The organism is Nocardia sp. NPDC052112 (assembly GCF_040680135.1).
Classification (GTDB): Bacteria; Actinomycetota; Actinomycetes; order Mycobacteriales; family Mycobacteriaceae; genus Nocardia.
In genome coordinates, this window is sequence record NZ_JBFAWD010000008.1 from 116,744 (window position 1) to 132,164 (window position 15,421).

Here is a 15,421-nt window from a genome sequence, read left to right on the forward strand (position 1 = left end):
AGTCGCTGGGTGATGGTGGAATCGCTGCTGGTGGAGTCGGTGTCGTGATTGGTCGGCCAAAGGTGTTAGAGGCGCTAATGATCGAGCTGACCGGCGGCGGGAGCCCTGGACGGCCCGGGTAGTTCGTAGTCGGCGTCAGCTCGTGGCGGTCGCGTCGAGCAACTCCAGGGTGCGTACAGCCAATTCGATCGGGAATCGGCTGTCGGGATTCTGCAGATCCACATCGAGGATTCGGGCGATGCGCTTGAGTCGGTAGCGGACCGTGTTCTCGTGCACGAACAGCGCGGCCGCGGTGCGGGCTCGGTGACGGTCGTTGGCTAGCCAGGCACGCAGGGTGGCCAGATCGTCGCGGTCGTTGCGGCGATCTGCCTCCAGCAGCGGCCGTAGAATCCACTCCGCCCGTTCGGACAATGTGGTGGCGTCCGAAGCTGGGGCGAGCAGTTGCCAGGTCTTGAGCTCGTCGGCAGCCATGGCGCGGCGCTGGCGAGCGCGGGCGATCTGGATGGCGAGCTCGGCGTCGGCGCGGCTGCGGCGATAGTCGGCCGGTTCGGCACAGACCCGCCCGACGCCTGCCACGAGCTGCGGTGTGCCGTCGAACGGCTCGGCGGCCTCATCGAGCAAAGCGACCACGATCTCGGTCGGGCACAGCGCTTCGGGTAACAGCACCCAAACGTCAGTCTTGATGGGAATGACCGGTCCGGCACCGGGCCGTCGCCGCACCGCCGCATCCAGAGTGCGCACGACCTCGACCGGGATCGCATCCGCCGGATGGCCGATCTCCTCGGGAGCCAATCCGATACGGGCGACCGCGCGGGTCGCGCGCAGGTCGAATCCGAGCAAGCCGGCCCGCTGTGCCAGCTCAGCGGGGTGCGCGGCGTCGGACAGCAATTCGACCACGAAGTCGGCCTGCAACCGCAGTGCGGTGACTTCGCGCTCGCGCCGACGCGCCAGATCCAGTGCCACCACCTCGGCGAGCAGTCGTGCAGCGTCGTCGCCGAGCCCCTCGCCGCGCAACTCCAGGCGGCCCAGTTCGGTCTGCTCCGCGCGGAGGTCAAAACCTTGCAGCGGTGCGTTGCCGCGCGCCTCGTGCGCGGCCAGCTCTGCGCCTTTATCGCCGCACAGCCGCACCGCGCCGTCGAGGCGCCGGGCCAGCCAGGATATGACCGGACGGATCGGCTCTCCGGCGAGCAACCGCTGCGACAACTGCGCGATCGTCTCGAATGTGGCGTCGACCTGTTGCACTCTGTGCCGTGCGATGGCCCCGCCGATGACCGCGGCCGCCGTGGCCGCGAATGCCTCGGCCATGGGCAGATCGGCGTCGCTGAACACGTGCGGATGACGCGAGCCCCAATACAGCACGCCTGGGTGCTCGAGAGGCAACGCGACGGCGATACCGGAAATCAGCTTCTCGACATCGACGATGTTCTTGAATGCCGGGTTGCGGCGCGGGTCGCGGCGGTAGTCGCGGATGATCGTGCTCTGCCCGGTGGCCGCGACCACGCCGCCGATACCGGACCCGAGTTCCTGATGCCATCCACCGGAAAGCTGCGGCACAGCTAAACCCGTCCATCCGGACATCTGCAGCACCGTCGGGCTGGCTTCACTGGTCATTCCGATCCATGCCACCGGTACGTCGAACAGCGTGCACGCCGCGGCGGTGACGTGGCGGACGACCTCAGCCGGAGACCCGCCGCGAGCTCCGAGCTGCCGCAGCACACCCAGCAACACCTGCTGGGATTCGGCTCCGGATGTCGTCGCACGGTCTGTTCTCACGGTCATTGCGCTCACCTCCGTCTCGATTCTGCTCTCTCGGCGGCGCCGCGGTTTGTCGGCCATCGACATTTCAGCGGGCCTCGTTGTCTGTGCTCGACATACAACACGGCGCTCCAGCCGAGGAGTGTTGTGAGTCACAACGATCACGCGATGTGACGGGCCACATAGTCGAGACTCGAAGAGGAGGTGACCGAGTGGGCTGGTTGGAGGGCCAATCGGTGATCATCACAGGTGGCGGATCCGGATTGGGGTACGCGCTGGTGCAGCGCTTCCGGGCCGAAGGCGCACAGGTTGCGGTGCTGCAGCGTTCGGCTCACAAGGCTGAGGCCCTGCGGCGGGAATTCCCGGACGTTCTCGTGGTCGAGGGCGATGTGCAGTCGATCGAGGACAACCTTGCCGTGGTTGCCCGGACCGTCGACGCATACAGCAAGCTGGACTGCTTCATCGCCAATGCTGGGCTCTGGGACTTCAAGCAAGAGTTGCGCGAATTGCCGTACGAGGATCTCGATCGGGCGTTCGATGAAATCCTCGGTGTGAACGTCAAAGGCGTTCTCGCCGGGGCGCGGGCGGCGGTCGAGGCGTTGGAACGCAGCCAGGGCAGTCTCATCGTCTCCGCGTCCAATGCCAGCTTTTACCCGGGTGGGGGCGGCCCGTTGTATACCGCCTCCAAACACGCGGTGATCGGGGTGGTACGCCAGCTCGCCTACGAGCTTGCTCCCGACGTGCGGGTCAACGCGGTGGCCCCCGGCTACTTGCCGTCCGATTTGCGTGGACCGGCGGCCTTGGGCCAGAACGACCGCACGGTCCGGGAGATGTATCCGACCGGCGAGGAGGCTGCCCGGCGCGCGTTGCTCGGCCGCGAGATTCACGCCGAGGACTACGCCGGCGCCTACGTATTGCTCGCGTCGCGCCACAACTCGCCGACCGCTACCGGCACAGTCATCGATTTGTCCGGAGTGGGGGTACGCGGGCGGCGGGATCGAGTGCCAGCTCTGACTCGAGAGGGGTCCGCATGATCACCACGACCGCCAACGATCGCGACGTGCAGTACGAGGTGGAGCAATTCCTCTACCGTGAGGCGCGGCTGCTCGATGAGTGGCAATGGCCGCACTGGCTGGCTCTGTTCGAGGACGACGTCCGGTACTGGTGCCCACTGCGCACCAACCGACCACGCCGCGAAATCGCCAAGGAGCGAAGCAGTTACGGCGAGCTGAGCCATTTCGATGACGACCGGCACAGCCTCGAGGTCCGAGTGGACCGCCTCGGTACCGGCATGGCCTGGTCGGAGGAACCGCCCTCGCGCACACGGCATCTGATCACCAATGTGGTCGTCGATGAAGTGCTGGCCACCCAGCCCACCGAGCTCGCCGTCACCTCGAACTTCCTGCTGTACCGCACCAATTCCGAAACCAGCACCGACATCTGGGCAGGCAGCCGCCAAGACCGGTTGCGTCGCCGCGACGACGGATCGTTCGGCATCGCCGGCCGCACCATCGTTCTCGACCAAGCGGTGCTGACGAGCAAGAACTTGAGCGTGATGTTCTGATGCAGCCGACAGTACAGTCCCTCGCCTATTTCGTAGTCCAGGCAGCGGATCCTGACGCGTGGGCCCACTTCTCTGAAAATGTTGTGGGAGCGCAGGTTTCGCGCACAGGCAGCGGTGGGGTGAGGGTCCGATTCGATAGCCGGGCCTGGCGCTGGGCCATCGAGCCCGGCCCAGACGACCGGCTGCTCGCGCTCGGGTGGGAGGTCGCGACTCTCGAGGACCTCGACCGGTTGGCAACGGCGATCGGCGCGGAGCGGCAGAGCGACGCCCGTGCCACCGAACGCGCCGCCGCAGCGCTGGCCTCGGTGATCGATGACGCGGGTACCACCCACGAGCTGGTCGCCGCTTCTGCGCTGGACCCGCGTCCTGTGGTGGCGCCGTATGGATCTCGCTTCGTCGCCGACGAGCTCGGCCTGGGACATTCTGTGGTGGTGTCGCCGGATGTCGAGACGAGTCTCGCATTCGCAACCGAACGGCTCGGGCTGCGCATCACCGACACCATCACTCGGCCCAAAGGGGTGGTGACCTTTCTGCACTGCAACCCGCGCCACCACAGTCTCGCCTTGGTGCAAGGTCCTGCCGACGCACCGCCTTCGCTGAATCACGTGATGGCTCAGGTCGATTCGATCGACGCCGTGGGGCAGGTACTGGAGCGCGCCGAGGCGGCACGAATACTCAGCCGCACTCTCGGCCGTCACACCAACGACCGCATGCTCAGTTTCTACTGCTGGACCCCCTCGGGTTTCGAACTCGAATTCGGTACCGGCGCCCGCACCGTCGATCCCGCGAATTGGGTCGTATCGGATTACGCCGGCACCAGCACCTGGGGGCATCGGAAGCTCGACAAGGAGGAATCACGGTGAGCTGGATCCGTGCCTGCGCCATCGACGACGTTCCCGACGGCGAGGCCGTCTGTGTCTCCGTTGGTAGCTGCCCCGCCATCGCGGTGTGGAACTCCGGAGGCGAATACATCGCCACCGCGGATACGTGCACCCATGAGAATGCCTCGCTGGCAGAAAACGGCTACCTCGATGACGGTGCCATCGAATGTGGTCTGCACATGGCCCGTTTCGATGCCCGGACCGGCAAGGCGTTGCAGTTCCCGGCCGAGATCGACCTCCTCGTCTACCCCACCAAGGTGGAGGGCGATGCGGTGTTCGTGGAGGTGACACCATGACCGTCGACCTGACATCGCTGATCGACACCGATCGTGGCCTGATCAATCGCACGGTCTTCACCGACCCGGCGATCTATGAGCAAGAGTTGCAGCGGATCTTCGCGCGCTGCTGGATATTTCTGTGCCACGAGACGCAATTGACCCGTCCCGGAGACTTTTTCACCACCTATATGGGTGAGGACCCGGTGATCGTGGTTCGCCGCCGCGACGGATCGCTGGGCTGCTACCTCAACAGCTGCCGCCACCGCGGCATGCGGGTCTGCCGTGCGGATGCGGGGAACGCCAAGGTCTTCACTTGCACCTACCACGGTTGGTCCTATGACACCAATGGTGCGTTGAAAAACGTTCCGTACGAGCGTGAGGCCTATTACCGCGAAATCGACAAATCGCGATGGGGACTGAGCGAGGTCGCCCTGCTCGACACCTACAAGGGACTTGTCTTCGCCACCTGGGATCCCGCCGCGCCGCCGCTGCCGGACTATCTCGGTGATTTCCGTTGGTATCTGGACGCTTTGGTGGATCGGCGAGCCGGTGGCACCGAGGTGATCGGCGGCGTGCAACGCTGGCGGTTCAAGGGCAACTGGAAGCTGGCAGCTGAACAGTTCGCCTCCGACAACTACCACGCACCCTCCAGTCATGCCTCGGCGGTCGCAGCGCTGACCAAGGATGTCGACAAGAGCGTGGCCCGGCTGGGTCGCAACGACGGCGCTCAGTTCTCCTCGGATCTGGGGCATGCCACGGGTTTCTCGCTCGGTACGAACCTCGAACACAAACTGCTCGGACGCGGCTTCCCTCGCATTCTGGTCGATTATCAGCTGTCGATCTGGGACGAGGTGGTGGCGCGACTGGGCGAGGACCGTTTCCTGGGTCCGTCCACGAGCGGCCACGCCAATGTTTTCCCGAACTTCGCCTACTTGCCAGGCTTCCAGACCCTGCGGGTGTGGCATCCCAAGGGACCCGACGAAATGGAGGTCTACGCCTGGGTTCTCGTCGACAAGGACGCTCCTGACGAGGTGAAGGTTGAACAGCGCCGTTTCGCGCTGCTCACCTTCGGCGCAGCGGGGATCCTCGAGCAGGACGACGGCGAGAACTGGGCCGAGATCCAGCGCAATCTGCGCGGCGCGATCACCCGGCGAGAACCGTTCAACTATCAGATGGGCCTGGGTCACGAGTGGACCGAGGACGGCCGCTACCCAGGTCGGATGGGCTGGTATGCCTCCGAACAGGCCGCGCGCGGCTTCTACCGCCGTTATGTCCAGCTCATGGAATCCGAAACGTTTCCTACCGAACCACCCAAGAGCCCGGTGGTGCGGTCGGGTCGGCCCGACCTTGGAGAGATCCTATGAAACAGTTCACCCTTCCGAACGAACCGCAGTGTAAGCCGCTCGACGACTGGCGCTCGGTGTGGATCGAGATGATGGGTACCCAGGTTCGCTACGTGCAGGGCGCGCGCTGGCGGCACCGGATCCTGGAGGCCGGAACCCCGGACAAGCCACCGCTACTTCTGCTGCACGGCATCGGCGCACACGCCGAATGCTGGGCGCGAAACTTGGTCGCACTGGGGGAACACTTCCACGTGGTCGCGGCCGACATGGTGTTCCACGGCTATTCGAGCAAGAACGATTGGGATCCCACCCGCTGGGTGGAGTTGCTCGCCGAAGGCGTCATCGATCTGATGGATGCGCTCGGCTGGGACGACGCCTACGTCCAGGGCGAATCCCTCGGAGGCCACGTTACGTTCAATGTGGGCATGCGCTTTCCGGAACGGCTGCGCCGCATCATCCTCAACACCGGTCTGCCGCGGCTGCGGTTTCCGGACCAGCCGCCGCCGATCACTCGCGGTGGCGGAGCGTCCAATCTTTCGGAGCTCTCGCAGCGGGCGATTACCGAACCCACCTTCGAGGGGCTGCGGCCGCGCATGGAATGGCTGGTATCCGACCCTGCGCGCATGACCGAGGAGATGATCGGGGTCCGTCTGAAGCTGTACCAGGACCCGGAAATCAACGCCTCCATTCGCCGCATCTACGGCATCGACACCGAATGGCCGCACATCACTGTGTACGACGCGCAGGACGCGGCCGAATTCGCGCCCGAGACGCTGGTGCTGTGGACCGAGCACAATCCGGACAAGGCTTGGGACGAGGCTCGCAAGACCGCCGAGGTGCTGCCCAATGCCCAGTACTACCTGATTCCTGATGCCGGTCATTGGCCGCAGTGGGAGAAGCCTGAACTACATGACGCCATCCTCACCGCATGGTTTCTCGGCGAGTAGCGCTGATTCCCATGTCCCCCAACACCTTTCCACAATCAACACCCATCCCGCCGGGGCACCGAGCGGAGGACAAAGGAGTTCTCATGAGTAACAGGGTCTGGGTCTGTGACGACGAGCCCAGCACTCGGTTCCCCCTCTATACCCGCGGCAATGTGTCGGAGGTATTCGTCGAGGCGGTCTCCCCATTGACCTGGAGTGCGTACGGACCACACTCCTGGGACCCCGGCTGGCGCGACGCACTCTATCGGATGGGTGTGTTCACCCCCGAGGAGTTCCGGCCGGAGGGAGAGTGCGAGGTGACCGGCTGTTACGGCGGCTATATCTACCTCAACGTGTCTCTGCAGCGAACCCTGGCCGTGCGAATGCCCGGAATGACGCCGGAGGCGATCGACCACGCATTCTTCGGCGACCATCCTGATGTACCGGCCTACCGGCCGGATCCGCGTGACGAGAACCCGGATTGCGCGCAGGCGGCAGCGGAATGGCTCACGTCGCTGTTCACCACCACCGAACTGCCCGAGCTCGCCGAGGACACGGCCCGCCTGGACGACCTCGTCGCCGGCCGTCCGAGGCTGGCGGAGCTGACCGATCGTGAGCTGGTGGCCCGGTTCCGGGATCTGCGTGCCGAGAACCGTTACTTCTTCTCCAAGCACATCTATCTGACGAACTGCTCGAATGTCGTGGCGGCCGTGATCGCACAGATCGCCGCGGCGGTGCACGCGCCGGAGCTGGCGGCCAAAGTCACCACCACGTTGGACAACCCATCGGCACAGCAGTCCTTCGACATGTGGGAACTGTCGCGGCTGGTCGCGCACTCCGAGGAACTGTCCGCGGCGTTCGACGCGGGTGTCGACGGTCTGCTCGACCGTTTGCGGGCATCCGGCTCGGTGGCTGCGAAATACTTTGTGGGCGAATGGGATGCGTTCCTGGAGCGGTGGGGATTCCTCGGGCCCAGCGTTTGGGAGTTCCGCTCGCCGACCTACGCCACCGACCCACTGATTCCGCTGCGGATGCTCGACCGGGCGCGCCGGGCACCCGACGACGCGGCTCCGCGCGACAAGACCGCGGCGTTGCGCGCGGAACGTGATGCCGCCGTCGCCGAGATCTCCCAACGCCTGGCCAGCTCCCCGGAGGTACAGGGGCAGTTCCTGGGTGCTGCTGGAGGCGCCGGTGTCTTCCTGCCGGGCCGCGAGCGAACAAAGCTGAACTGCACCCGGATGACCGAAGAGGTACGTGCCAATGTCCGCGAGCTGGGCAGCCGCCTGGTCGATCGTGGTGTGTTGTCGAGGTGGGAACAGGTGCTGTTGCTGCTCGACCACGAGCTTGACGAATTCCTGGCCGCCCCTGAGCAATTCGGCGATCTTATTGCCGACCGACAGAGTCGTCTCGAGCTGTTGATGAGCAAAGTGCCGCCGTTCGTATTCGAAGGTGAAGCTTTGCCGCTGGAGGCGTTCGGGGACCGTGCGGGGGTACCGCAGCCGCCCGTCACGAGCGGGGATGTGCTCACCGGGTTGCCGGTGTCGCAGGGCGTCTATTCCGGCCCGGCCCGGGTGATCGAGTCCCTCGACGACGACAGTGATCTGGAACCCGGGGAGATCATCGTCGCCGTGACTACCGATTCATCCTGGGGGCCGTTGTTCCTGGCTGCGGGCGCGGTTGTCTGCCAGGTGGGTGCGGCGATCTCGCATGCGGCGATCGTCGCCCGTGAACTCGGCATCCCGGCGGTCGTCTCGGTGCCCGACTGCGTGGACCGGATCAAGGACGGCACCGTGCTCACCGTAGACGGTTCCACCGGCACGGTGACGGTTGGGTGACGAGCGGCAACAACGAAGAGCGGATTCCGATATGACAGTTCTGGTGGAAAGCGGCACCGCCCGCGTCGTCGCGCTCGACGGGACGACGGGGCTGTCGCGAGAAGAACTCGGCGGCAAGGCATGGAGCATCAACCGGATGCGGGCGCTCGGGCTCCCGGTACCGCCGGCCATCGTCGCCACGACCGACAACTGCCACGCTTACTACGCCAACGGACAGCAGCTGCCCCCGGAGCTATGGCAGCGGATCCTGGACGGCCTGCGGGTGCTCGAACAGGGGACCGGTCGGCGATTCGGCTCGACCGACAAACCGCTGCTGGTGTCGGTGCGCTCCGGTGCCGCACGCAGTATGCCCGGAATGATGGACACGGTCCTCGACCTCGGTATCAATTCCGAGATCGAGGCCGCGCTCGCCGCGGAGTCCGGCGATCCGGAATATGCTGCCGACACCCATCACCGCTTCCGCGAGGCATACCGCCAAGTGGTGCTCGGCGACATGAACGGGACCGTACCCGCTGACCCCTGGCGGCAGCTCCGCGGTGCGGTGGAAGCCGTGTTCGCGTCGTGGAATTCGCCGCGGGCGCAGGCGTATCGGCGCAATCGCGGTCTGGGTGACGAAGGCGGCACCGCGGTCACCGTGCAGGCCATGGTGTTCGGCAACCTCGACGACCGTTCCGGCACCGGGGTGCTGTTCACCCGCGACCCGAGGACCGGCGAGCATGAGCCGTTCGGCGAATGGCTACCACGCGGGCAGGGCGAGGACGTGGTCTCCGGACGGTCGGATCCGCAACCACTGCAAGCGCTCGCGGATCTCCTGCCCGATGTACACGCCCAACTGATGACCGTCGCCACACGCCTCGAGCGGGACTCCGGCGATATCCAGGACATCGAGTTCACCGTCGAATCCGGACGCCTGTGGCTGCTGCAGTCCCGCACTGCCAAGCGGTCGCCGCGTGCGGCGGTACGTGCGGCGGTCGCCATGGTCGAGGAAGGACTGCTCGAACCCCGGCAGGCACTGGCCCGGGTATCCGCCGAACAGGTGCGGGCCATGTTGATGCCCACTCTCGATCGCAGCGGGCTTACCGAATCACAACCGGCGGCAACCGGATTGCCGGTCTGCGAGGGTGTGGCCCGCGGCCTGGTCGTCGTCGACCCCGATGAGGCCGAGCGTCGCGCCGAGGCCGGAGAGGACGTGATCCTCGCCCGTGTCACCACCAGCCCCGACGATATGCACGGCGTAATCGCCGCCCGCGCGGTCGTCACCGAGCATGGCGGGTCCACCTCGCATGCCGCCGTGGTCAGCCGGGAACTGGGGCGGGTATGCGTAGTGGGATGCGGCGTCGGATCGGTGACATCGCTTGCAGGACAACGTGTTACAGTCGACGGCGGCACCGGCGAAGTATGGCTGGGTGAGATCCCGCTGTTGCGGGTCGACGAGGCCCACGACCGGGACCTTGCCCGTCTGACTGGCTGGGCGCAAAGCCAGGTGCCGCGGGCGGTCCGAGACCACCTCGCCTCCCTGTCCGATCCGCAACTCCCACTGTTGCTCGACGCGCTCTGCCGTGAGACGAAGCAGCCCAGCCCGGCTGATCACGAGAAGTTGTCGACTGCAACCGTTTCGGAGTCGAGTCCCGTCGATGAGATCACCGAACTAGGTGTCCTGCGGCTGATCGTCCTGAAGGGGCGCACCGACACCGAGGTGCTCGCCGATTGCCTGCGTGTCCAGCCCTGCGACCTTGAGCCGGTGGTCGGCGACCTCGTCGACCGCGGCTCCGTCAAGACCGGCGGCACTGGGCTACGGCCCGCCGCTGCGGGGCGCGCTCGCTGCGCCGAGTTGGTCGCCGCGGAGGCCGCTGCCACCGATGCGGTTTCGGCCGCCGAACTCTACGCCCGATTCTGTGCCCTCAACGATGAATTCAAGACGATCATCACCGATTGGCAGATGCGAGATGTCACCACGCTGAACGATCACGCGGACCCGGACTACGACCGCGGCGTCCTGACGGCGCTGACCGACCTCTATCGCCGGGCGCAGCCGCTGATCGATGACCTGGCGACCTTGTCCACCCGATTGCGCCACTACCGGCACCGATTTGCTCAGGCCCACGCCCGAGTCACCGGCGACCACAGCTTCGTTGCAGCCATCGGCAAGGACAGCTTCCACACGATCTGGTTCGAACTGCACGAGGACCTGATCGGCATCACTGGCAAGACCCGCGGTGACGAAGCCGCCGCCGGGCGGGCGCTGTAACACCCTGATTCCCCTCTGCCCCAACAAATATCCCCGACACAATGGATAGTAAGGAATAGCCGACGATGTCACGTTCCATAACCAGGTTCCAAGGCAAGGTCGCCGTCGTCACCGGAGCCGCGGGTGCACTCGGCGCAGCCATCGCCACCCGGCTCGCCGAAGAGGGCGCCGACCTGCTGCTCGTCGGCAGCGGTCGAACTCCGCTGACCGACAGTGTGGCCACTGTCGAGGCCGCCGGGGCCAAGGTCGCCACCGTCGAGGCCGACGTAGTGACGGCCGAAGGCGTCCAAGCCTACATCGCCACGGCGCGTGAACAATTCGGGCGAATCGATGTGCTGATCAACCTCGCAGGCATCGAGGGCGCGATCGCGCCGCTGGTCCAGTACGACGACGACACATTCGACCGCGTGCTGCGCACCAACACCCGCTCGGTATACCTCGGGATCAAACACGCCGCACCCGTCATGATCGAGCAGGGCGGCGGCGTCATCATCAACATGTCCTCCGCGGCCGGAGTCATGGGCATGCCGATGTTCGGCCCCTACGTCGCCAGCAAGCACGCCATCCTCGGCCTGACCAAGAGCGCGGCCTCGGAGCTGGGACAGTTCAAGGTTCGCGTGGCCGCGGTCGCGCCCGGCCCCATCGAATCGCCCATGATGGACCGCATCGAGACCGGCGTCGCGCCGGTACTCGGGTCCGAGGAGGCGGTGAAGGAGGCATACACCGCGATGGCCGCCGACAAGCGATACGGCACACCTGCCGAAGTCGCGGCCGCGGTCGCCTTCCTCGCCAGTGACGACGCCAGCCATCTGCACGGAACTTACCTGCGGGTGGACGGGGGAATGGCCGCGTTGTCCTCCTGAGCTGGACGCCCAAGGCTCAGGATGGCTGCTCGATGCGGGTGCCTGCCGCCGCGCTCGCATCGAGCAAGCCGTCGCATCGGTGAACCGAGATAGTTCGGTCTTCGGGGTGCGGGAATGTCTCCGCACCGGGCACGCGATCAGATTTGGTCGAATGCCGTCGAATCGTTTTCGGCAAATCGGATCGAGATCGCTGACGAAGGTTGCGCGAACCGGCAACCAACTTTGCAGTCCAGAGCAAGCGGGACCGCCGGTCCAAACGGGAAGTTGGAAGTACGTACTAATCGCGTCCCACCATCGAAGGAGATGCCCATGGCCGCGCCCGTCACTATCAACATCCCGATCGACGGGGAGCAGTTACATGCGTGGTGGTTTCCGCCGGCGAACACGAACGAACCTGCACCGTGTGTCGTGCTGGCCCATGGTTTCGGTGGGATCAAGCAGATGCGGCTAGGGGCCTATGCCGAGCGGTTCGCCGCCGCCGGTTTCGGCGCGCTCGTGTTCGACTACCGACATTTCGGCGACTCCAGCGGCCAGCCGCGAAATCTGCTCAGCCTGACCAAGCAGTTCGACGATTGGAATGCCGCGATCGCCGCCGCTCGGCGGCGTCCGGAGGTCGATCCGGACCGAATCGCGCTGTGGGGCAGCTCGATGTCGGGCGGCATGGTGGTCAAGGTCGCCGCCGCCGATCCCCGCATTGCTGCGGTGGTGTCGCAGGCCCCTCTGGCAGACGGACGCGCCGCCTTGCTGAACACGCCACCAGCCCATGGACTGCGGTTGCTGCTCGCCGGCTTGCGCGACGCTGTTGTCGGCTTGTGGGGCGGACTTCCGCACACCGTGAAGGCGGCCGGTCACCCTGGAGACCATGATGCGGTGTTGGCCACCCCGGATGCCTACTCGGGCATGCTCAGTTTGGTGCCTGCCGGGGTGCAATTCGATAACGAGGTCGCTGCCCGAGTCATGCTGAAACTCGGCTTCTTTCGGCCTGTAAACATCGCGTCGCGCCTCGTGTGCCCGTTGCTCGTCCAGGTCATGGACCACGACACCATTACCCCGCCCGGGCCTGCTGCCACCATCGCCGCCGCCGCTCGCCGAGGTGCCCTGCTCGCCTATCCGGGCGGTCACTTCGATCCCTACGTGGGCTCGGGCTTCGAACGTGTTGTTCCCGACCAGATTACTTTCCTCACAAGCGTTTTCAAGGAATAGTTGTTTTGCCAGGAGGCTAGACGGCGATAGGAGCCATCAAGCGATAGGGCACGCTTACGGAGTTGGCCGCCGCGGTCGCCTCGCCAGCGTCGACGGCGGCCACACCAACGGCGCGTACCTGGGGGACGGCACACTGTTCCACCTGAACTCGGTCTCGGATTCGCGGAGGCCACCCAGCGCGGGGACGCCGCCCAAGCCCGAACGGCGAGCCGCCACGCGCGCGTGGGCTATCGCGTGTCCGGTTCCGAAAGTAGCGTGCAGGAACCAGACTGCCCGGCCATGGCGGCGGAGTGCGGCACTCGCGTCGATCAATTCCTCCGCTTCGTCCAGGCGGCCCTGTTCGTAGCGGAGCGCGCCCAAGGGTGCCCAGGAGTGAACCGGGGGTCTCGGTCACGCCGTCCGAGGCAAGCGGGTGCGTGCGACAGTTTGCGAGGGCATCAGGGTTCCATCCAGTGGGAAGGCAGCGCCTGTGTCGAGTTCGGGACGAACACACTCGCTGAAGACTTGGACGACAACCGCCGAGGAGTGGATGTGACCGACCTGCAGCGTTATGGACCATCCCGCATCAGCGCCAGCAGCCCGACAGCATCGTCGCGGTCCTGGACGCTGGCCGCGGTGACCACGACGGCCAGCAACAGTCCCATCGTGCCACCGCGATGTGGCGTTTACGGCCTCCGACTTTCTTACCGTTATCCCATCCGCGTGATCGAGTGGGCACGGTGTCAGCGCCGCGCACCGATTGGGAGTCGATGATCGCCGCGGTCGGGGTCGGCCACGCCCTACTCAGCCTCGCCTGTTCGGTCATCTGCCTCCGAAAACTCATTCTGAACTGAGTTCTAAGACATCGATTGCGGCGATTGGGTGGTGGCGAGTGGTGAATGCACTATGCAGATCCGCGACAACGCCTCGAGTGTGGTCGCCGAGCATACCCTGGTGTTCGCTGCGGTCGGATTTCCGCTGACCGGAGCGTGTAGCAATCGCACCAGCAGCCGCTTCGGGCGACGGCGACCATGAATCCGCGCGGGTGAGTCAGCGACGCCGTTGATAGCAGGAAACTCGCCGAGACGTCACCGCGATCGCTGTGTATCGTGGGTGATCACAACCTAATAGCCGTTCGAAGCGTAGCGGGAGAACCTCCGGTCGGGAGGTGCCGTAGGAGCAATTTCCTCCCCGGGAATCTCTCAGGCTCAGTACTGTTACGCCGAGGCAACTCTGGAGAATGGCGCCGTCGCACGGTCGCTATACCGAAGGTGAAGAGCACATCGCCCGTGGGGCGGTGCCGCCAAATCTCTCAGGTTTCAGGACAGAGCGGGGAGGACTCCCCGTTCGATGCCCGGATACACCGGGCCTGTGAAAACTGGAGCCTTTGTGTCCTTTTCGCCGTCGCCCGTGCCGATTTCTCCCTTGCTCGGAGAGCATGCTGCGCTCGGAGCTACCTTCACCGACTTCGCCGGTTGGCAGATGCCGCTGAAGTACAGCAGCGAATTAGCCGAACATCATGCTGTTCGCGCGACCGCTGGGCTGTTCGATCTGTCCCATATGGGGGAGATCGAGATCGAAGGGCCTGGTTCCGGTGCGTTCCTGGACTACGCATTGGCAGGTGCTGCCTCCGAGATCGGAGTCGGTCGGGCCAAGTACTCGCTGATCTGCGCCGAGAATGGCGGAGTGATCGATGATCTCGTGGTGTATCGGCTGGGTGCGCAACGATTCCTCGTGGTAGCGAACGCGGCGAACGCATCGGCCGTCGTTGGCGAACTCGAAATCAGGGCGACGGGTTTCGCCGCGGCCATAACCGACCGGTCTGCCGACACCGCGCTGATCGCTGTGCAGGGACCGGCAGCACAGGAGATCGTCGGTGATCTCGTGGACGCGGCTTCGGTCGGCTTGACGACCGACTTGAAGTATTACGCGGCGATGCCCGCGACCGTCGCGGGCATCGCGGTGCTATTGGCGCGCACCGGTTACACCGGCGAGGACGGGTTCGAGTTGTATGTGGCGAACGAGTCCGCGGTGCCGTTGTGGCAGGCGCTGTTGGCCGCGGTTACGTCGCGTGGTGGGTTGCCCACCGGTCTGGCCTGCCGCGACACGCTTCGCCTCGAGGCAGGCATGGCGCTTTACGGTCATGAACTGACCGTCGCACTCGACCCCTACTCGGCGGGTCTCGGCCGCGTCGTGCGGCTCGGCAAGGAGTTCGTGGGACGTGCTGCGTTACAACAGCGTTCGGCGATTCCGCTGCAGCGCATGCTGGTCGGGTTGCGCGGGTCGGGGCGTCGCGCCGGTCGCGCCGGATACAGGGTGTGCGACGTCGCGGGCACGGTTATCGGTGAAGTTACCTCGGGCGCGCTGTCGCCGACACTGGGTTACCCGGTCGCCCTTGCCTACCTGGACGTAGCCTGCGCCGAGAAGGGCACCAAGGTGTCGGTCGATGTGCGCGGCACGCGCGAGCCGTATGTGGTGGCACCTTTGCCGTTTTATCGCCGCAGCTGAATCAACTTCGCCCACAACATTTTTGGTCGACCATATCT

General features: G+C 65.4%; 12 protein-coding genes, 1 pseudogene and 1 riboswitch. Of the genes and pseudogenes, 11 read left to right on the plus strand and 2 right to left on the minus strand.

What is annotated here, in order from left to right; translation table 11 throughout:
* Positions 1 to 135: 135 nt before the first annotated feature.
* Complete coding sequence (locus AB0L58_RS17825; RefSeq protein WP_364387829.1) at positions 136 to 1,779, minus strand: helix-turn-helix domain-containing protein; 1,644 nt, start codon at positions 1,777 to 1,779, stop codon at positions 136 to 138.
* Positions 1,780 to 1,967: 188 nt separating this feature from the next.
* Here AB0L58_RS17825 and hcaB point away from each other — a divergent pair, with 188 nt between their 5' ends.
* The 10 genes from hcaB (at position 1,968) to AB0L58_RS17875 (ending at position 12,896) form a co-directional block, all read left to right on the plus strand.
* Positions 1,968 to 2,789, plus strand: a complete 822-nt coding sequence (gene hcaB, locus AB0L58_RS17830) for a 3-(cis-5,6-dihydroxycyclohexa-1,3-dien-1-yl)propanoate dehydrogenase (protein WP_364387831.1) — start codon at positions 1,968 to 1,970, stop codon at positions 2,787 to 2,789.
* Positions 2,786 to 3,319 carry a 3-phenylpropionate/cinnamic acid dioxygenase subunit beta gene (locus AB0L58_RS17835; RefSeq protein ID WP_364387833.1) on the plus strand — a complete coding sequence of 178 codons (534 nt, stop codon included), beginning with the start codon at positions 2,786 to 2,788 and terminating at the stop codon, positions 3,317 to 3,319. Before hcaB ends, AB0L58_RS17835 begins: the two co-directional genes overlap by 4 nt.
* A gap of 119 nt (positions 3,320 to 3,438) precedes the next feature.
* Positions 3,439 to 4,182, plus strand: a complete 744-nt coding sequence (locus tag AB0L58_RS17840) for a VOC family protein (protein WP_364387835.1) — start codon at positions 3,439 to 3,441, stop codon at positions 4,180 to 4,182.
* Positions 4,179 to 4,496: a non-heme iron oxygenase ferredoxin subunit gene (locus AB0L58_RS17845; RefSeq protein ID WP_364387837.1), complete on the plus strand. Its 318-nt coding sequence runs from the start codon at positions 4,179 to 4,181 to the stop codon at positions 4,494 to 4,496. Before AB0L58_RS17840 ends, AB0L58_RS17845 begins: the two co-directional genes overlap by 4 nt.
* Positions 4,493 to 5,842: an aromatic ring-hydroxylating dioxygenase subunit alpha gene (locus AB0L58_RS17850; RefSeq protein ID WP_364387839.1), complete on the plus strand. Its 1,350-nt coding sequence runs from the start codon at positions 4,493 to 4,495 to the stop codon at positions 5,840 to 5,842. Before AB0L58_RS17845 ends, AB0L58_RS17850 begins: the two co-directional genes overlap by 4 nt.
* Entirely contained in the window at positions 5,839 to 6,768 is a 930-nt protein-coding gene (locus tag AB0L58_RS17855) for an alpha/beta fold hydrolase (RefSeq protein WP_364387841.1), read from the plus strand. The genes AB0L58_RS17850 and AB0L58_RS17855 overlap by 4 nt, the downstream gene beginning before the upstream one ends.
* A gap of 83 nt (positions 6,769 to 6,851) precedes the next feature.
* Entirely contained in the window at positions 6,852 to 8,582 is a 1,731-nt protein-coding gene (locus tag AB0L58_RS17860) for a PEP-utilizing enzyme (protein ID WP_364387843.1), read from the plus strand.
* A 31-nt stretch (positions 8,583 to 8,613) separates the two neighbouring features.
* On the plus strand, positions 8,614 to 10,830 hold the full coding sequence (locus tag AB0L58_RS17865) for a pyruvate, phosphate dikinase (RefSeq protein WP_364387845.1): 2,217 nt from the start codon (positions 8,614 to 8,616) through the stop codon (positions 10,828 to 10,830).
* Positions 10,831 to 10,895: 65 nt separating this feature from the next.
* Positions 10,896 to 11,693: an SDR family NAD(P)-dependent oxidoreductase gene (locus AB0L58_RS17870; RefSeq protein ID WP_364387847.1), complete on the plus strand. Its 798-nt coding sequence runs from the start codon at positions 10,896 to 10,898 to the stop codon at positions 11,691 to 11,693.
* A gap of 309 nt (positions 11,694 to 12,002) precedes the next feature.
* Entirely contained in the window at positions 12,003 to 12,896 is an 894-nt protein-coding gene (locus tag AB0L58_RS17875) for an alpha/beta fold hydrolase (RefSeq protein ID WP_364387849.1), read from the plus strand.
* A gap of 584 nt (positions 12,897 to 13,480) precedes the next feature.
* Here the strand turns inward: AB0L58_RS17875 and AB0L58_RS17880 are convergent.
* Positions 13,481 to 13,668 (minus strand): annotated as a pseudogene (locus AB0L58_RS17880) (transposase); the annotation flags it as partial.
* Positions 13,669 to 14,011: 343 nt separating this feature from the next.
* Positions 14,012 to 14,102: riboswitch (glycine riboswitch) on the plus strand.
* A 183-nt stretch (positions 14,103 to 14,285) separates the two neighbouring features.
* Between AB0L58_RS17880 and gcvT the strand changes: the two are divergent.
* Positions 14,286 to 15,383 (plus strand): glycine cleavage system aminomethyltransferase GcvT, encoded by a 1,098-nt coding sequence (gcvT, locus tag AB0L58_RS17885; protein WP_364387851.1) that lies wholly within the window; start codon positions 14,286 to 14,288, stop codon positions 15,381 to 15,383.
* Positions 15,384 to 15,421 lie beyond the last annotated feature (38 nt).